General features: G+C 70.2%; 21 protein-coding genes and 3 pseudogenes. 10 read left to right on the top strand and 14 right to left on the bottom strand.

Annotated features, from left to right (window positions below; genetic code table 11):
• Positions 1 to 7: 7 nt before the first annotated feature.
• The 6 genes from ACZ7IF_RS31650 to ACZ7IF_RS31625 form a co-directional block, all read right to left on the bottom strand.
• Positions 8 to 1582, bottom strand: coding sequence for an FMN-binding glutamate synthase family protein (locus ACZ7IF_RS31650; protein ID WP_470978431.1), 1575 nt, complete (start codon positions 1580 to 1582; stop codon positions 8 to 10).
• Positions 1583 to 1845: 263 nt separating this feature from the next.
• The gene (locus ACZ7IF_RS31645; protein ID WP_470978429.1) at positions 1846 to 2439 is read right to left on the bottom strand and encodes a DinB family protein; all 594 of its coding nucleotides are present in this window, start codon (positions 2437 to 2439) and stop codon (positions 1846 to 1848) included.
• Between the two features lie 53 nt (positions 2440 to 2492).
• Complete coding sequence (locus tag ACZ7IF_RS31640) at positions 2493 to 2960, bottom strand: hypothetical protein (RefSeq protein WP_470978426.1); 468 nt, start codon at positions 2958 to 2960, stop codon at positions 2493 to 2495.
• A 25-nt stretch (positions 2961 to 2985) separates the two neighbouring features.
• The gene (locus tag ACZ7IF_RS31635; protein ID WP_470978424.1) at positions 2986 to 3174 is read right to left on the bottom strand and encodes a DUF6381 family protein; all 189 of its coding nucleotides are present in this window, start codon (positions 3172 to 3174) and stop codon (positions 2986 to 2988) included.
• 149 nt (positions 3175 to 3323) lie between these two features.
• Positions 3324 to 3692: a PRC-barrel domain-containing protein gene (locus tag ACZ7IF_RS31630; protein WP_470978422.1), complete on the bottom strand. Its 369-nt coding sequence runs from the start codon at positions 3690 to 3692 to the stop codon at positions 3324 to 3326.
• 141 nt (positions 3693 to 3833) lie between these two features.
• Positions 3834 to 3995 (bottom strand): DUF5670 family protein, encoded by a 162-nt coding sequence (locus ACZ7IF_RS31625; protein ID WP_469117147.1) that lies wholly within the window; start codon positions 3993 to 3995, stop codon positions 3834 to 3836.
• 69 nt (positions 3996 to 4064) lie between these two features.
• On the opposite strand from ACZ7IF_RS31625, the gene ACZ7IF_RS31620 reads away from it, so the two are divergent.
• Positions 4065 to 4838: a hypothetical protein gene (locus tag ACZ7IF_RS31620; RefSeq protein WP_470978419.1), complete on the top strand. Its 774-nt coding sequence runs from the start codon at positions 4065 to 4067 to the stop codon at positions 4836 to 4838.
• 599 nt (positions 4839 to 5437) lie between these two features.
• Here the strand turns inward: ACZ7IF_RS31620 and ACZ7IF_RS31615 are convergent.
• From ACZ7IF_RS31615 to ACZ7IF_RS31605, 3 genes are all read right to left on the bottom strand, one after another.
• The gene (locus tag ACZ7IF_RS31615; protein ID WP_470978416.1) at positions 5438 to 5941 is read right to left on the bottom strand and encodes a GNAT family N-acetyltransferase; all 504 of its coding nucleotides are present in this window, start codon (positions 5939 to 5941) and stop codon (positions 5438 to 5440) included.
• Between the two features lie 71 nt (positions 5942 to 6012).
• Entirely contained in the window at positions 6013 to 6555 is a 543-nt protein-coding gene (locus ACZ7IF_RS31610; RefSeq protein ID WP_470978413.1) for a DUF4158 domain-containing protein, read from the bottom strand.
• 395 nt (positions 6556 to 6950) lie between these two features.
• On the bottom strand, positions 6951 to 7184 hold the full coding sequence (locus ACZ7IF_RS31605; protein WP_470978410.1) for a hypothetical protein: 234 nt from the start codon (positions 7182 to 7184) through the stop codon (positions 6951 to 6953).
• 583 nt (positions 7185 to 7767) lie between these two features.
• On the opposite strand from ACZ7IF_RS31605, the gene ACZ7IF_RS31600 reads away from it, so the two are divergent.
• The gene (locus tag ACZ7IF_RS31600) at positions 7768 to 7941 is read left to right on the top strand and encodes a hypothetical protein (RefSeq protein WP_470978407.1); all 174 of its coding nucleotides are present in this window, start codon (positions 7768 to 7770) and stop codon (positions 7939 to 7941) included.
• Between the two features lie 148 nt (positions 7942 to 8089).
• On the opposite strand, the pseudogene ACZ7IF_RS31595 reads toward ACZ7IF_RS31600, so the two are convergent.
• Positions 8090 to 8329 (bottom strand): annotated as a pseudogene (locus tag ACZ7IF_RS31595) (transposase); the annotation flags it as partial.
• Between the two features lie 108 nt (positions 8330 to 8437).
• A complete protein-coding gene (locus ACZ7IF_RS31590; RefSeq protein ID WP_470978404.1) occupies positions 8438 to 8935 on the bottom strand; it encodes an allene oxide cyclase barrel-like domain-containing protein in 498 nt (165 codons plus the stop codon).
• Positions 8936 to 9062: 127 nt separating this feature from the next.
• Here ACZ7IF_RS31590 and ACZ7IF_RS31585 point away from each other — a divergent pair, with 127 nt between their 5' ends.
• The 4 genes and pseudogenes from ACZ7IF_RS31585 to ACZ7IF_RS31570 form a co-directional block, all read left to right on the top strand.
• Positions 9063 to 9407, top strand: a complete 345-nt coding sequence (locus ACZ7IF_RS31585) for a TetR family transcriptional regulator (RefSeq protein WP_470978599.1) — start codon at positions 9063 to 9065, stop codon at positions 9405 to 9407.
• Between the two features lie 423 nt (positions 9408 to 9830).
• Entirely contained in the window at positions 9831 to 9986 is a 156-nt protein-coding gene (locus ACZ7IF_RS31580; RefSeq protein ID WP_470978401.1) for a hypothetical protein, read from the top strand.
• A gap of 18 nt (positions 9987 to 10004) precedes the next feature.
• Positions 10005 to 10211, top strand: coding sequence for a hypothetical protein (locus ACZ7IF_RS31575; RefSeq protein ID WP_470978596.1), 207 nt, complete (start codon positions 10005 to 10007; stop codon positions 10209 to 10211).
• Between the two features lie 137 nt (positions 10212 to 10348).
• A pseudogene (locus ACZ7IF_RS31570) lies at positions 10349 to 11527 on the top strand (helicase associated domain-containing protein); the annotation flags it as partial.
• An 88-nt stretch (positions 11528 to 11615) separates the two neighbouring features.
• Here ACZ7IF_RS31570 and ACZ7IF_RS31565 read toward each other — a convergent pair.
• Positions 11616 to 11822 carry a cold-shock protein gene (locus tag ACZ7IF_RS31565; RefSeq protein ID WP_361229982.1) on the bottom strand — a complete coding sequence of 69 codons (207 nt, stop codon included), beginning with the start codon at positions 11820 to 11822 and terminating at the stop codon, positions 11616 to 11618.
• Positions 11823 to 12157: 335 nt separating this feature from the next.
• On the opposite strand from ACZ7IF_RS31565, the gene ACZ7IF_RS31560 reads away from it, so the two are divergent.
• The 3 genes and pseudogenes from ACZ7IF_RS31560 (at position 12158) to ACZ7IF_RS31550 (ending at position 13056) form a co-directional block, all read left to right on the top strand.
• On the top strand, positions 12158 to 12574 hold the full coding sequence (locus tag ACZ7IF_RS31560; RefSeq protein ID WP_470978398.1) for a hypothetical protein: 417 nt from the start codon (positions 12158 to 12160) through the stop codon (positions 12572 to 12574).
• A 14-nt stretch (positions 12575 to 12588) separates the two neighbouring features.
• Positions 12589 to 12756 (top strand): annotated as a pseudogene (locus ACZ7IF_RS31555) (hypothetical protein); the annotation flags it as partial.
• 9 nt (positions 12757 to 12765) lie between these two features.
• Positions 12766 to 13056 carry a helicase associated domain-containing protein gene (locus ACZ7IF_RS31550; RefSeq protein WP_470978608.1) on the top strand — a complete coding sequence of 97 codons (291 nt, stop codon included), beginning with the start codon at positions 12766 to 12768 and terminating at the stop codon, positions 13054 to 13056.
• Between the two features lie 105 nt (positions 13057 to 13161).
• Here ACZ7IF_RS31550 and ACZ7IF_RS31545 read toward each other — a convergent pair whose 3' ends face one another.
• Both ACZ7IF_RS31545 and ACZ7IF_RS31540 read right to left on the bottom strand, forming a co-directional pair.
• On the bottom strand, positions 13162 to 13413 hold the full coding sequence (locus ACZ7IF_RS31545; RefSeq protein ID WP_470978397.1) for a hypothetical protein: 252 nt from the start codon (positions 13411 to 13413) through the stop codon (positions 13162 to 13164).
• A gap of 337 nt (positions 13414 to 13750) precedes the next feature.
• The gene (locus ACZ7IF_RS31540) at positions 13751 to 14656 is read right to left on the bottom strand and encodes a helix-turn-helix domain-containing protein (protein ID WP_470978395.1); all 906 of its coding nucleotides are present in this window, start codon (positions 14654 to 14656) and stop codon (positions 13751 to 13753) included.
• Between the two features lie 306 nt (positions 14657 to 14962).
• Between ACZ7IF_RS31540 and ACZ7IF_RS31535 the strand changes: the two genes are divergently transcribed.
• Positions 14963 to 16073 (top strand): GH25 family lysozyme (locus ACZ7IF_RS31535; protein ID WP_470978393.1); only part of this gene is annotated, 1111 nt, incomplete at its 3' end.

The raw sequence follows: 16073 nt of genomic DNA, 5'->3' as shown, positions 1-16073 counted from the left end.
GTCGGGTTCAGCGGGTGAAGCGGTCCGGGTGGGCCGCCTTCCAGTCGCCTGCCCAGCCTTCCGGCGCGGATGCGAGCAGTTCGCCGGGGGTGAGCCAGTCGTGCAGTTCGGCGTAGGAGCGGACGGTGTGCGGGTCCGTGCGCTGGAGCAGCATGTGGGGGCGCAGGTCGCGCGGGTCGCCGACGCCCATGGCCGCCATGATCTGGAGGGCGCTCTTGACGGTGGCCTCCTGATAGCGCCTGACGCGCTGGGCCTTGTCGCCCACGTCGAGGGCGCGTGCGCGCCGGGGGTCCTGGGTGGCGACGCCGACGGGGCAGGTGTTGGTGTGGCAGCGCTGGGCCTGGATGCAGCCGACCGCGAACATCATCGCGCGGGCGGCGTTGGTGTAGTCGGCCCCCTGGAGGAGCCGCCGTACGAGGTCGCCGCCGGTGGCGACCTTGCCGCCGGCCCCGATCCGGACGCGGTCGCGCAGACCGGCGCCGACCAGAGCGTTGTGCACCGTCATCAGCCCGTCGCCGAGCGGCAGGCCCACGATGTCGGCGAACTCCAGGGGCGCCGCGCCCGTTCCGCCCTCCGCTCCGTCGACGACGATGAAGTCGGGTGTGGTGTCCTCCTCCAGCATGGCCTTGCAGACCGCCAGGAACTCACGGCGCGACCCGGGGCACAGCTTGAAGCCGACGGGCTTGCCGCCGGCGAGTTCGCGCATGCGGGCCAGGAAGCGGACCAGGTCGCGGGGGGTGGAGTACACGCGGTGGTAGGGCGGTGAGATCACCGTCTCCCCCTGCGGCACGCCTCGTACCCGGGCGATCTCGGCGTTCACCTTGCGGCCCGGGAGCACTCCTCCCATGCCGGGCTTCGCGCCCTGGCTGATCTTCAGGGAGACGCACTTGACCTGGGGGTGGGCCGCCTTGTCGGCGAACTGCCGCGCGTCGAAGCCGCCGTCCGGCGTACGGCACCCGAAGTACCCGGTGCCGATCTCCCACACCAGGTCCCCGCCGGGGCGCAGGTGGTAATCGGACAGGCCGCCTTCGCCGGTGTCATGGGCGAAGCCGCCCATTCGGGCGCCGGTGTTGAGGGCCAGGACGGCGTTGGCGGACAGGGAGCCGAAGCTCATCGCCGAGACGTTGAGCAGGGCCATGTCGTACGGCCGGCGGCAGTCGTCCCCGCCGACGCGGACCCTGGGCGGTTCGGCCCGTACCGGCAGCGGGGCCATGGAAGGCACCAGGTACTCGCTGCCGGGCCGGCCGAGGTCGCGCTCGGTGCCGAACGGCTCCTCCGCGTCAGAGCCCTTGGCCCGTTCGTAGACGATGCTGCGGGTGTCGCGGTCGAAGGGGCGGCCGTCGAAGTTCCGCTCGATGAAGTACTGCTGGATCTCCGGCCGCAGGGCCTCCAGGGCGAAGCGCAGGTGCCCGAGCAGGGGGTAGTTGCGCAACAGGGAGTGCCTGCGCTGCAGGAGGTCGTACGCGGCGACCGCAAGGAGCAGGAGCGAGGGAACCGCCACCGCCCACCGCCAGGGCGGGGCGAGGACGGCTGCGCCCGAGGCGCACAGGGCCGGCAGGACCAGGGGAAGTGTCTTCAGCACGCTCCGCTTGTGTCCCGCTTGCCGGTGGCCATTCCCTGGCGGGCGGGGCGGTGACGCACTCCGCCGGGAGTCGGCCCTCGCGGATCCGGCGGCCGAGGTACGGCGACGTCGCGCCGGGGCCGCCACCGTCGTCCGGTGGCGGCCCCGCACGGCGAGAGCGCGGCAGGGTGCGGGAGAAGCAGACACGAGGATGGCTCCTTCAGCAGTCAGCCCGGCCCGGCCCGGCTCCGTACACGGCGGACGGGCTCTGAGCGTTCCCGGCGTCAGCTCGGTTCGGCCTGGGCCTGCTTGGCGGTCGCCTCCAGCCTGTTCCAGTACTCCTGGTACCAGGCCGCGTCACCGCCGGCCATGTTGCTGTTGGCCGCCCGCATGCCGGTCCTGCCGTCGATCAGCTCGCGGACGATGTCGCAGTGGCCGGCGTGCCGGTTCGTTTCGGCCGTCATGTGCAGCATGATCCGGTGAAGGGTGGCGTCGCCGCCCTCGCCCCACCACGCGACGTGGCCCATCGCGTCGAGCGGCAGCGCCTCGATCGTCGCGTCCGCGTGGGCCCAGGCTCGGCGGTACAGGCCGAGGACGTCCTCGCGTGACTCGTCCAGGGTCGCCCACATGTCCGCGTTGGGCTCGGCGTCCTCCTCGTGCCAGGGGAGGAGTTCGCCGTGCGGGCGGCCGAAGGTCGGGCCGAAGTAGCCGAACTCGACGCTGGCGAGGTGCTTGACGAGGCCGAGGAGGTTGGTGCCCGTCGGCGTGAGGGGGCGGCGGACGTCGTACTCGGCCAGCCCGTCCAGCTTCCAGACGACGGCTTCGCGCGCCGCCTTGAGGTAGCGGTGCAGGTCGTCCTTGGGGTCGTTGAGCTTCATGCGGCCGAGTCTCGCACCGGCCGCCGCCGGCGGCCGCATGATTTCCGGGCGGCTCACGAACCCTCTCGCTCCCGGATGGCAGAGACGACCCGTACCAGGGACGGCGCGGCCGGGGCCGAGGCGAATCCGAACCGGACGGGCGGCAGGACCGGGGCGAGCGGACCGAGGTCGGTCCCGTCCAGGGAGGCGGCGGCCGCGGTGATCGGGAAGAGGTCGAAGGCCGCGTACCACTGGCGCCGGCCGGGCCGGGAGCTGCCGCGGGTGCGTACGCCGGCCAGCGCGCGGGCCGGCAGGGTGGCCAGGGCGGCCCAGGCCGGCCGGCGGGCGAGCGGACGCGGGACGGCCCGGAGGGCCAGGCCGAGCGGGCCGCGCCGGCCGACGTCGAAGCGCAGGGCCAGTGCGCCCGCCGAGACCTCCCAGGCGGTGTGCCCGGCGCGGACGGCCACCGGCCCGGTCCGGACCTCGTCGAAGTGGTAGACGCCGGCGATCCAGCCGTCGAAGGCCATCCGGGCATGTCCCATACGGGGCGTATGCCGCGCGGGCGGGCTACATCGGGTCCATGGTGGCGCTCTCCGGCCCGTGGAGTTCTTCGAGCTTCTGCCGGACGTGCAGGGCCTTCTCGTTCAGCCGCCGACGTTCGTCGGGGTCGGTGGACCGCTGGGCCGCGAGTTCGAGCTCCTCGGCCTTCGCGCGCATGTTCTGGGCCTGGTCGTCGGGACGGCCATCGCTGTTCATGGTTCTCCTCCGGATCGGGGCTGGCTGACTCCACCCAAGCACTCCCCGGCGCCCGGGCACCGGAGCGGTGCCGTGGCGGCCGCGATCCTCACCGCGAAGGACCCGCTCGGCCCGCGGTACGGCATCGCCTCCGGAACTCCGTGCCGCGGTCAGGCCGGGCGGCCCCCGAACGGAGCGCCGGTGCCGTAGTAGGTGCCCAGCTCCTCTCGGTACCCGCTGTCGCCGAGGTGCTGTTCCCGGTGGAACTCGGGAGCGTCCTTGATCTGGCCCCTGGTGCGGTCGACGTAGATCTTCCGGCGCTCCGGGTCGACACTCACCACCGTGCTCGCGGGAAGCAGCACCTCCTTCCCCAGGATCCACACCCCGGTGTCGACCAGCAGATAGGCGTCACCGACCTCGTCGGAGTGCTTGTCCACCTTGCCGACGCTGCCGTCCGTCGCCTCCACCTTGTAGCCGGTCAGGTCGGTCCCGGCCAGATGGCCCGAGGTCGACTTGTAATGCCATACGCGCTCGGTCACTCTGATCAACTCCTCTGGGTTGCGGAATTCGGCGGGAGCGTCCCGCCGCTATGCCATTCGCCCGGCTTTCCGGCCGGAGCGCGGGAATTCACTGCGGATGGCCGAGGTGCGCCGGCTGCGCCGGCCCGCTCGCGCGGGGTACTACCAGCGGTACCAGCGGGCGCTGCCGCCCTTGGGCCGGGCAACGAAGCCGACCAGCCACAGCACCAGCACGATGACTGCGACCCACCACAGGATTTTCAAAGCGAACCCCGCACCGAAAAGGAGCAGGGCCAGCAGAAGAACGAGAAGCAGGGGAATCACGTGCATCAACCTCCAAGACCGCGGATTCCCTTGCATTCAGACCTCAAACACCGGAACGGCAACCTCTCCGTGCGCCTGTACACCGACGCCGACACCGTCCTCGACGCCCTCGCCCAGGCCGTCGAAACCACCCGCCGGACGGTACGCGCACTGGGACTTCCCGACACCGTCACCGGCGCCGAGGTGCTCACCGAAGCCGAAGCCGACCGGCGCGCCGCCGAACCCGACATGCCCGAACTCGCCGGTGTCGCCGAGGCCGCCGCCATCCTCGACGTCCACGAGCAGCAGATCCCCCGCCTGGTCAGACACGGCGACCTGACACCCCTCCAGCAGCTCGCCGCCGGCCCCGTCTTCGCGGCCGACATGCTCCGCCTCTACGCCGAGAAGGGACCCAGCCGGCGCGTCGGCCGCCCCGTAGAAGACCTCGGCCCCACCCCCGCCGAACGCGCCCTCCTCGACACACTCGTGGCCTGCGCCCGCGAAGGCACCCCGCCCCCCACCGGCACCCCCGCCGCACACGCCGTCGCCCAGGTCCTCCCCGACAACCGCCTCCGCGTCCGCCACGATCCCCGACCCCCCGACCAGAACGACGCCCTCGACAAGCTCATCGAGCACAAGCTCATCCGCACCCGCCGCCTCACCAAAACCGAACAGACCACCGGAGACACCAACGCGTACACACGGCCGTGCCGCACGACCCCGATCGGCAGAGCCGGCCGTACCCCGCACCCCGGCGGGCCAGGACAGCTCCACCTTGGCTACGCGCAGCCGTCGGTCGTCAAGATCGGCTTGCCATCGTTTTCGTTGCCGTCGGCAGTACCGTCGTCGTACCAGACGGCGTAGGCGGTATCCGTGCAGGAAGTGGACACAGCCCGCAGCACCAGCAAGCCGGGGCGGAGACCGTCTCCGTTCTGGACGGACCCGGCCGCGTCCGGCACACACAGGACCCGCGTAAAGCTCTGCACGGTGCAGTTGCCCACCCGGGCACCCGCGTTGTTCGTCACCAGGGCGACAGAAGACCCCACCTCGTCGAGGAACCTCGCGTCGCCGGCAGCCTCCAGACTCAGTCGCCACATAATGCTGTAGCCACAGGGGCCAGGGCCGCACAGAGCTCCGGGTGTCCAACGGCCCGTGGATCCCGTCTCCACTGGGCCGGAGGAAGCGAAGTACCAGTTGCTCACCGCAGCCGCAGTGCCCTTCCCAGCGGGGGCGGAGACCTGCACCGGGACACGGACCGCCGCATGGGAGGCCGAGGTGGTCGTGAGCAGGGGCAGGGCGGCGAGGGCGAGCGCCTGCAGGCCGCGGCACACATCGTTGGACTACTGGAACAGCACGAGCTCGTTGCTCGGCGTCGGGTCGATGGCCTGCGTGAGGAGGCTGACCGTAGTCAGGCCGAGACGACCGTTCGAGCACCAGTCCCAGAGCCTTACGATAAAAGCTACTTACGCGTCGGGGTGCTCAGGCAGGGCGAGCCAGTCCGACCAGGAGATCTCTCGGCCGAGGAAGCGCGGCTGCTCGAACGGCCAGTCGGCGGCGATCCACTGCGGCACCAGCTCGTCGAGGGCCTGCTCGACCTTGCTGCCCACCAGCTCGTCCACCACCCACCAGGAGATCTCACCGTCCGCGCCGACCCTCTCCGGCGGGTCGATGTAGACGCAGCCGAGCAGAGCTGTCTCCGCCGCGTCGAACAGCGCGTAGTTGAAAGACTGGTGTGCGGCGATCTCTTTCTCGTGCCGCAACAGGTCGGCCTGGTCGGCCTCGTAGGTCATGGTGGCCGCGGGCCAGCCCCAGGCTGGGCCGTAGATGGTCCACAGCCGCTCGCGGGAACCCATCACAGCCGGATAGTCGAGCGGGGTGTCCGCCTCCCGGATCGGTCGCAGGTGATGACCACCGCCCGGCAGCGGTACCAGGACGGGATGGACGAAGTTGTCGGGGAGCCAGCTCATGGCGCCCGACCGTAGCAGCGCGCGGCCGTCCGCTCCTCTGGATTATCCCCGTATACCGCCAGGCCCTGCCCTCATGCCGGGCAGTGCCCGCGACCAGCCGATCGAGACGCCCGTTCGATCGACAGGCTCCGTGATCGGTATGGCAACGGCTTCTCAGGCCTGCGTTCCTTGTCCGCGACGTGCCCGGCCAGATACGTCGTCACCTTCTCCGCGTCCGCGACGCTGCACTCACGGAAGCCGAGGTGCTCCCGGATCTGCGCGCGGTGGTACTCGACCGTACGGCCCGTCCAGTCATGGAAACCCATGTCCGGGGCGGGCACCTGTACCTGCCTGGCGACGAACTCCACGACCTCACCAGACAGCTCGGCCCGGCCCCGGGGAAACCGGCCGTACTGCGTATAGAACTTCAGCAGCACGGCGAAGCCCAGTCGCGTCGCACCGCGCTTGCCGGACACGAGCGCCGGCTCGTCCTTCAGCAACGTCCAGTGCTCGACGAGTTCATCCAGGTCCAGCGGAGTACGGGCCGCGATCGCCGATCGTCTTCGCAGAGCTTCACCCGCCGCAGCCGTACGGCCTCGGACCCACCCACACGAGTGATGCCCTCGCGAGATCACCGCCGATTGCGGCTGGTGACAGCGTTCTTACCGGCACCCCAAGATGCGGTGTGGGACGAGGACGACGAGATGGCGCCCATCGGGCAGTACATGGAACCTCCGCCGCAAGGGCGCCAAGAACGGGCTCGGGAAGAACCAGGACACTGCGGCGGCCCGGGGCGCGCAGCTCGCCGCGACCGACAAGGACTGGAACTGCCCCTGGCCGCTGGACTGGCGGCGGCACCACCGCGTCCTGGCGGACTACCGGCGTCCTCTCCCGCTCACCAGGCTGCTGCCGAAGCTACGCCCGTACCAGGGGGCTCCCCGGTCGGCCGGTCGGTGCGCTGCGCGAGAGAGGACCAAGGAGAGTCCTAGCGTCGCCCTTCCCATCAGCCAGCGCTGGGGAATTCGCGCCCCTACGCGCTGACCTGCCCGCCGGCCGCTCGGGTGGACTGGACTACGGCGGCCGAGGGCGAGGACTCGGCGGCGGGCTCCGGCTCCGGCTCGTCGACCACGGGCGTGGCCTCGACAGCCGCGAACACAACCTCCGCCTCCGCGAGTACGGCCTCCTCCGTCGCGAGAACGGCCTCGGAGGTCCCGACCGTGGCCTGGGAAGCGGCAACGGCGCGGCGGTCGCGATAGTCCGTCAAGACCTTCCACCCAGCCACCGGCACGCCGACGGCAAGGGCGCCGAGAATGAAGGCTCGCCGCTGGCCTAGCCTCCGCCCGAGCTGGACGTATGCCGCCCTTAGGGCATCAGGACCTCCTAAGGGCTGTCCCGTAATCCCCGGCGGGCGCACGACGCCGGCTACGGCACCTCGCTGCGTTGTCGGAACGCCCGAATACGCCCAGTACGGGGGCGCCCCTCCGCCTTGCGATGCACCGCACCCGACGCCGTGCGCCGATCCACCGGGGATTACGGGACAGCCCTTAGCCTGCGTGCCTCCGCGCTGAGTTCCGAGTAGTCCCACACCACGCTCCCCCTCACCTTTCGCAGCTGTCCAGGAACTGCCTGATCATCCCAGGGCAAAGCCGGCGCGGAGGCAGATCAGGACAACCGGCCTACCGGACCCTGGATCGGCGACGGGGCACGATGGCTTCGGTCATGGGCTTGTTGGAAGCGCGCGAGACGGCCGCGCAAGTTCGGGTCGAAGAGCTCCGCGAGGAGGCGGAGCGGGTACCGGCCGAGCTTGCGAAGGCGGAGGCGGTGCTGAGCGGCGGGCCATCGCCCGCGTGGAGCCGGCCGAGGCCCTGGCCGGGCCGGAGCCGGCGGCCGACCACCCGCCGGGGTCGGCGACGGCCGTTGCCGAGGCCCCGGTGGCGGGGCCGGTGGTGCCGCAGTGGCGGGTGGGCCTGACGTTGGAGGTGCTCGCGCCGGACTACCAGCGGCTGGGGGGCGTGCTGTAGGCGGAGGCGGGCGGGTCCGGGCTGCGGGCGCGGGAGTTGGCCGGGCGGCTGGGCCTGGAAGCGGTGCCGGCGAAGGTCGAGGGGGTGCGGTCGAAGGGGAAGCGGCTGGTGGAGCGGGGCTGGCTGGCCGAGGAGCGGCCCGGGGTGTTCACGCCGAGGCGGGCTGCCGGGTGACGTGTCGGCTCCGGTCGCGGGCGAGGCGGCGTCCCATGAGCATGGTCATCGACCACAGGACGGCGGCTTCGCTGCTTTCGGGCCGGGTCTCGTAGTCCCGGGCAAGGCGCCGCGAGCGCATCAGCCAGCTCAGCGTCCTCTCCACCACCCACCTGCGTGGAAGCACCACGAACCCGCTCATGTCGTCGGTGCGTTTGGCGATCTGAAGGGTGAGCCGCCCTGGACGTCCCCTTGACCCGCACTTCCTTTCGTACGACCGTCTCCAATGGTGCTACGCCAGGGGAGAAGGCCGGATTCCGGGGTTATGTGACGTCCGGGTCCGTCAGACGAGGTGGATCGTGAAGCGCCGCACGACCTTGGGGGTCGTGGCGATCGTGTCGGAGTGGACCCAGCCGCGAGCCTTCTTGTACTCCCCGGTGCCGCCAGTGATCGCGTTGTCGAAGGGTCCCTGGTCGAGGTAGTTGAAGTACATTCCCTGCACGGTGAGCTGGCCGCCTGGGAGGGTGTAGGTCACGACGCACTGCTCCGCTTCGTCGGCGCCGCCCCGGGTGGTGGTGCAGGTGCCGTGGGTCTCGCCGACCTTGTTGTGCGCCTCGTCGAAGAGGTCCGAGCGGACGACGACTTGATCGCCCTGCGAGACGCTGCCGGGGGTGACGGGGAAGCGGTTCAGCTGCTGCACCTCGGCCAGGAGTGTGATAATCCGGGCCTTATCCCTGGCCTGGGCGGAACCGGTGTCCGTCGCGGCGGCCGCGACGGGGGTGCAGGCGAGGAGGGTGACCAGCGTGGCCGTGCCGAGGCCGGCCGCTCTGATGGGGCGCATCATGCGACTCCTGAGATTGATGTCCGGGAATGACCGGATGGCGAACTTCCATCCGATTTCGTTCGACTCCCCTTCATAACCTCGACTCCGCCGCACCGCGGAGCACCCCCGCACGAACCACCGGCACATCCAGCCGATCGGACCAAAGTCAGGCGGCGGAGCTCAGCACGAAGGCGAACGGCAGCTCCAACGCCATTGGTGCGCACGGTCCCGGCAGCTCACGCTGGCGCATGTTGGCGCCGAGACGGGGGTCTCGCCGGCGACCCTGTCCCAGCGTTTCGGGTCTAAACGGGGCCTGCTGCCGGCGTTCGCGGCGGACGCCGCCGCGCATGCCGCCGCGCCCTACCGGAGTGCGCGGGCCGAGCACGACTCGCCCCTGGCGGCACTGCACGCTGTCGCCAAGGAATTCGCGGCCACATGTCCACCTCCGAGGAAATGGCCAATCACCTCGGCATGCTCCAACTCGACCTGACCGGTCCCGAGTTCCGCGTCCATGCCGCCGCGCACACCCGCGCGGTGGACGCCGCACTGAAAAGAGCTGCTCACCGATGCCCTGGCGAAGGGCGAGCTCCCGCCCGGCACCGACGTACCGCGCCTCGCCCGCGCCATCAAGATCACCACTGACGGCTCCTCCCTGCTGCGGTGGGCCCTCACCGGCGACGGCAATCCCGCCGCCCTGCTCCGCGCCGACCTTGACCACCTGTTCGGGACGACCTCATGACCTTCAGCGCCACCGTCTTCATCGGCACCAGCCTCGACGGCTGCGTCGGCCGCTCCGACGATGACATCGAATGGCTGACCCCGCGCGGCGAGAAGGCCGGCGACCTCGGCTTCTTCGAGTTCCTCAACTCGGTCGACGCCGTGATCACGGGCCGCAAACACCTACGACGAGGTCATGGGCTTCGGCAAGGAGAACCGGCACTACGGCAACCGCCACGTGGGCGTCCTGAGCACCACGCTGCCCGAGGACGCCAACCCCCGCATCACCGTCTACCGGGACATCGACAGCCTCCTCGCCGACCTCGACCAGCGCGGGATCAAGCATGTCTAGCCCGACGGCGGACGCCTCATCCAGAGCTTCATCCGCGCAGGTCGCGTCGATGCGCTCATCATCAGCGTCGCCCCGGTCCTGATCGGAGCCGGCTGCCACCGGCTCTTCGGCGAGCTGACGAAGGACATCCCGCTCCGCCTGGACTCCACCGCCGACGTCGGCGGCTTCGCCCAGCTGCGCTACAACCTGGACAAGCAGGGGCTCACCCCGGGCGCCCCGGGGTGAGCCGCGCGAGAGCCGGCCCACGGACAGATACCCGTCATCACATCTCCGAGGCCGCCACACGGTGACTGGGCGTGACACGCCACCTCGCCCGTCGTTGAGCCGGGAGGTCAGCGAAGTGGAGGGCCCCGGGGCGTCGTGACCCCCGGGGCGCCGCGGAGTCCGCGCTGCTGCACTTCTCCAGCCCGCGCGACGCCGCCACCATCGCCGCGTTCCTGCGCACCCGCGTCTACCGGCCCGAGTCGCTGGTGTGGCTGGAGGGCTACCAGGCCCTGCTGCGGTGGCGGGCCGAGCACGGGATCACCGGCCTTCACGCCGTCCCGTACGACACCGAGACCGAGGTCGGCGTCACGAAGGCGTTCCCGCTGGGGCGGTGGGTGCACCAGCAGCGCGAAGCCCTGCGCACCGGGGAGCTCGAGGACCGGCGCAAGACTCTGCTGGACGCGCCTGAGGCCGGGATGGTGTGGGAACCCGGAGAAGAGGCATGGGAGGCCAAGCTCGCCGCCCTGCGGCCCTATCGGCGGGCCACCGGGCGACGAGATGGTGTCCATCGGCCAGTACATGGCCAACCTCCGCCGCACAGGCGCCAAGAACGGACTCGGGAAGAACGAGGACACCGCGACCAGCCGGGCCGCGCAGCTCGCCGCGATCGACAAGGACTGGAACTGCCCCTGGCCACTCGACTGGCAACGCCACCACCGCGTCCTCGCGGACCTGGTCGACGCCGACGGCCAGCTGCCCGACATCGCCCCCGGCGTACTCATGGACGGCGACGACATCGGACGGTGGCTCCAGCAGCAGAAGCAGCCAGCCAGCCACCGGGGCACGGTTCCTGCCCGAGCAGCAGAAGCGGCTGACCGCGCTGGACGTCAAGCCGCTTGAGGCGGCGGCTCCGGCCCCGGCGGCTGGTCGTACGGCGAAGGGGTCCGAGCAAGGCGCAGCAGGCGTTCCAGCAGGGCCTGGCAGCCCTCACGCAGTGGGTGGAGCGGGAAGGCGCCCACCGGCCGGTGCCGCGCGCCCACGGCGAGGAGGTTGCGGTCGAGGGCGAGGCCGAGCCGGTGGTCGTGAAGCTGGGCGTCTGGGTCTCGAACACCAAGAGCCGGCGTGACAAGCTCACCGCCGACCGGCTCGCCGCCCTCGCGAAGCTGGGCGTGGACTGGGCGCGAAGAGCCGGGGGGAAGCGAGGCGTAGTTCCTGCTCCAGGTGCGGCATGCCGGCCGCCCGCGATCGGCACCGACCTGACCACGCGGACGACACTCACCGGCCCCGGACCACGTAGGGCCCACCCGCCGGTGCAGGCCGTCGCCACCAGCGGGTGAAAAGCCCGTGCCGCCCATCACGATCGGTGTCGGCCTCGACAGCGTGCGGGCCGGCCTGGGGCCAGCGTGCCGCGGGCCTTACGAGGAGTCAGAGAACCCGCACCTGATCGGCCTGGGGACCCCTGGTGCCCTGGGTCACCTCGAACTCCACCCGCTGGTTCTCCTGCAACTCCTTGAAGCCGGCACCCTGGATTGCCGAGTAGTGCACGAACACATCCGGCCCCCCGCCATCGACAGCGATGAAGCCAAACCCCTTTTCGCCGTTGAACCACTTCACGACACCCTGCTGCGGCATCCCCACAACCTTCCCGTAAGCCCGAGTCGATCACTCGGGGCGGCAAAAACCTCCCCCTCCTGGAGACAGGGCAAACCGGCCCCAAGCACCGTGGAAGCCGGAATCCGGGTCGGACCATCCAGAGTGGTCGCGAGAACCTATGCAACCCCGAACCTCCGGCACTCGCCGAGCTCGGCGTGGGCGGGGCCCGGTTACGGGTCAGCCTGATACGGGCCGGCCTGAAACATACGCTTCGTGTTTACTCGACTGCCCTGAGGGACGACTCTTGGATCACGTCGAAATTCCCCGCAGGCAACTTCCCCATCGTCAACAACGACACCGCCCGGGCCGTACGCGTGCGCCTGGGCATCAGCCACGCCGTCGGCGACTACCAGAACATCGGCAACCACTGCGTATGGATGCACGTGAACAGGTCAGACGAGATCACCGACCTCTTCAACACCGAGCAGGCATTCATCAACCGGCTCGACGACATGCCCGCAGACGTGCGTGAACGCCTCGCCACGCTGATCCCCGCCGAGTGGACAACCATCCAGGCCGACGCGCGAGCAGAGCTCGCCAAGAGCCCGGAATTCCAGCAGGAAGAGGAAGCCCGCGCGGGCGCGTGCGCCGAAGCGGAGGCATGGGCCGCCGAGAAGAACCCTCCCAGCGACCGGGACCTCGGCCTGCTGCGCGCCTACCGGCTGGGAATCATCGAGGGCACCATCCCCAGCGTCCTGGATGTGGCGGAGTACTCCCTCCTGTCCGAGTAGGACCAGAGAACTGGCTGGCGGCGGCGGAGCTCACCCCGGAGAAGCAGACTGGGCTCGCGACTGGGCGTCGCGCAAGAGTTCACCGAACGCGAGCTTCACGCCCCGGGTTCCGTACGGGCACAAGGAGGGCGCGTACGTACCCCCTTGGGCAGTGGATCGCGGAGCAGCGACGGGCGTACGGGGCGGGGCAGATGACCGGCCTGCGCGCGAAGCGCCTGGAGCAGCTCGGCATCACGCCGTTGGCCCCGGAGCCGGAGGCACTCACGCAGCCGTCCACGGCGCCCGTGCGGGCCTTCGAGGCGCAGTACAAGGCCCGTACGGGCTCCGTGACGGTGCCCAGGGCCCACGTAGAGCGGCTGGAGGACGGCACTGAGGTCAAGCTCGGGGTGTTTCTGTCGAACACCAAGAGCAGGCGCGCCAAGCTCACCGCCGACAAGCTCCAGCAACTGGCGAGGCTCGGGCTGGGGTGGGCGATGGCCTGACAGGTGTGGCGGACGGGAGCTGGGCGTAGCGGGCGTACGGGCGGGCAGCGGGCAGCAGCACGCCCTGGAGAACTGATCGGAGGCGGTATCGGCTGCGCTGGCTGCTCAGCGTTTGGCTAGGTCGGCAAGCTTGGTGGACAGGTTGGCTATGGCGTCCTTGATGGTGGCGCTGTTCTTTCCGGCCGCGTCGGTGAGGGCTTTGATGGCACCCGCGAGTTCGACGTTGCTTTGGGCGAGGGCCAGGTTGATGGCGGCTTGGGACTGAGCGATTTCGTCGGGGTGCGCCGGGTTCTTGCGGGCTACCTGGTCTTGCTTCCTCTTTGCGTCTTCTATGAGCGATTTCGCTGCCAGAGCCACTGATCCCCCTCGGTCGCCGTGACGTGTGTCCAGCCCAAGATAGATCGCTGGGTGCAGCTGGGGTAGGGCGTCCGGGTCGGTCGGCTCCGGCAACAGCGCGGTGCGCTGTTGCTTCCCGCCGTAGAAGGCTCGCTGCGGGCCTCACCTACCGCAGCAGCGTCTCGGCGACCGGCAACGTCCGCGTCTAGCCGGTTCCCCTCTGACGCCATCGGGGCATGACTTCCAGTGAAGCCCGTGGTCTGCGTCACCGAGGGCGAGTTCGCCGTAGAGGCCGTTCCCTCCGTGCGGTCGGCGGTGCTGCCACCGTCCGGGGCCAGCACCGCATCGACCCGTCGACTCAGTTGGGTGCGGCCGTGGGGGCGCCCGGTTCGGTAGCACAGACGGTGCCGCGGTCCTGGACTATCGCGCAGGCGCGGGCGTCCTCCGGTTTGTCCGCAGCGACCATACGGGTGTGCGCGTCACGCCCGTACTGCTGGCGGTACTCCTCGGCAGGGCCTTGGACGGGCGTGATGGCCACGCGGTCCCCAGGTGAAGTCTTGCTCATCTTTGCCCAGGCGGCGCTGCAGTGGGCGCTGTAGCGAAGCTCGATTACCGCTCCGTACTGGTTGCCGGAATACGCCGTGACCGCATCCCTGGAACAGATCGACTGTGCCGGCTCCAGCGAGGCGCACGCAGTTCCATGGCAACTGACCGTGGGGGACGGCGACGCTGCGGCCGAGGAGGCCGGCGGCGGTCCCTGTGATCCGGAGGACGTGTTCGCGTCACTGTCGAGGGTCCAGAACAGGAACGTGCCCGCGATCACGGCGGCCGCGAGCCCGGAGACGGATAACAGGACGGCCCGCGTCATGCGGCGGCCCTCCTGTGGGGCCGATCCGGTAGCCGTGGCCGGCTGTGTGTGCCCTGCCGGGACGGCGGACGCGTTGTGGTGCTGTTCCTCGGTCGGCTCAAGAGCCGTGACCTGCGTCTGCCGTGCTTCCTGTGCCGCCCACGCGACCTCCCACAGCCTGAGCAGCTCGGTCTTCTCGATCACTCGGGGTGCGGCGTCGGCGAAGCTGACCAGCGCCTCCCGCCGGGGCAGTTTCCCTTGTGTGCACCAGCGGTTCCAGGTGCTTGACGAGGCATCGGTCTTGCGCCCCATCACGTTGTAGGACCAGCCCAGCTCCGCCATGTACCGGCGGATCAGATTCAGCATCGCAGCGAGTTCCGGAGTCTCCGGCGACTCGGCGGAGCCGTCCTGTGCCATCTCATCACGGCCTCCGCCCGTCCCTAACTGTCCCACACAACCCCCAACTGGCTTTGAAACGTGCTGGTCAGCGGCTTACGCATCCTGATGTGACCCACTGTCACCCAGACTCTAGCGCTGGTACGGCGGGACGGTCAGCGTCCTCTTTCGAGCGACAACGCTCACCAACGGCCCACGAGCCAGACCCTGCCACGCGGGGCGCGGCCCGGGCAGGACCGAGAGGACACGGCGGTGGGGAAGACGACCAAGAAGGCCATCAGCTGGGCTAGTACGGCACTCGCGAGCGGAGGGATGCTCTTCGCGGGCATGACGATCCTGCCGGCGAACGCGAGCTCCCCCGCGCGCTTCGACGTCAGGGGCGTGGACACCAGCCACTACAACCACACCGGTGGTGCGGCGATCGACTGGAACAAGGTCCGCGCCTCCGGTTACGTGTTCATGGTCGCCAAGGCGACCGAGGGCGCCGACTGGAGCGACCGCTGGTTCAGCCGCGACCTCCAGGCCGCCGGGCAGGCCGGGCTGTTGCAGGGTGCGTACCACTTCTACGGGCGCACGCCGGGGGCCGCCCAGGCCCGCAACTTCGTCGACACGATGAAAGCGGCTGGCTACACGGGAAAGCGCGCCGGAGAGCTGCCGCCCACACTCGACCTGGAGCTGGACAAGGCCGGGCACTGCCCGGGCAACTTCAGCACCGCAGGCGTCAAGGCCTTCCTCGACGTCGTGAGCACGCAGATGGGTGTCAAGCCGATCATCTACACCAACAAGCCGTTCGTCGACACCTGCATGAACGGGAACGGGTCGATGTTCGCGGGTCACGTCCTGTGGCAGCCGCGGTACGAGAGCGGCACGAAGGAGCCCGCGGCCGTTCCGCGTGCCGGGCAGGGCTGGAAGATCTGGCAGTACACCGAGACCGGCAACGTGCCCGGCATTCCGTCGAAGAACAACGTGGACCTGAATGTCTTCCGGGGCTCGCTCGCCGAGCTGCGGCAGCTCGCCCATCTCGGCGCCGGGGACGGGGACGGTACCACGCCCGCCCCGCAGCAGCCGACCGCACCGCCGGTCACCGGGGCGCCGGTCCTCAAGGCGAACAGCCGCGGTACCGACGTCGTGACTGCGCAGGAGCTCCTGAACGCCTCGGGCGGCCGGATCGACGCGGACGGGGAATTCGGCCCCGCCACCACCGCCGCCGTCCGCACCTTCCAGACCACCAAGAAGCTCCCCGCCGACGGCATCATCGGCCCCCGCACCTGGGGGGCGCTGCTTGTCACGGTCAAGCAGGGCAGCCGTGGCCCCGCCGTCAAGGCCCTGCAGCACCAGCTCAACGCCTCGGGCGGCCGGATCGACGCGGACGGGGAATTCGGCCCCGCCACCACCGCCGCCGTCCGCACCTTCCAGACCACCAAGAAGCTCCCCGCCG

The organism is Streptomyces sp. NPDC037421, assembly GCF_055602105.1.
This window is presented reverse-complemented; position numbering and strand designations above follow the sequence as displayed.

Coding starts and splice junctions, on each gene's coding strand:
- ACZ7IF_RS31580 (WP_470978401.1), top strand. CDS start 9,831: ATGGGCTTCGGCAAGGAGAACCGGCACTACGGCAACCGCCACGTGGGC.
- ACZ7IF_RS31615 (WP_470978416.1), bottom strand. CDS start 5,941: ATGAGCTGGCTCCCCGACAACTTCGTCCATCCCGTCCTGGTACCGCTG.
- ACZ7IF_RS31550 (WP_470978608.1), top strand. CDS start 12,766: ATGACCGGCCTGCGCGCGAAGCGCCTGGAGCAGCTCGGCATCACGCCG.
- ACZ7IF_RS31635 (WP_470978424.1), bottom strand. CDS start 3,174: ATGAACAGCGATGGCCGTCCCGACGACCAGGCCCAGAACATGCGCGCG.
- ACZ7IF_RS31645 (WP_470978429.1), bottom strand. CDS start 2,439: ATGAAGCTCAACGACCCCAAGGACGACCTGCACCGCTACCTCAAGGCG.
- ACZ7IF_RS31590 (WP_470978404.1), bottom strand. CDS start 8,935: ATGCGCCCCATCAGAGCGGCCGGCCTCGGCACGGCCACGCTGGTCACC.
- ACZ7IF_RS31540 (WP_470978395.1), bottom strand. CDS start 14,656: ATGGCACAGGACGGCTCCGCCGAGTCGCCGGAGACTCCGGAACTCGCT.
- ACZ7IF_RS31565 (WP_361229982.1), bottom strand. CDS start 11,822: ATGCCGCAGCAGGGTGTCGTGAAGTGGTTCAACGGCGAAAAGGGGTTT.
- ACZ7IF_RS31640 (WP_470978426.1), bottom strand. CDS start 2,960: ATGGGACATGCCCGGATGGCCTTCGACGGCTGGATCGCCGGCGTCTAC.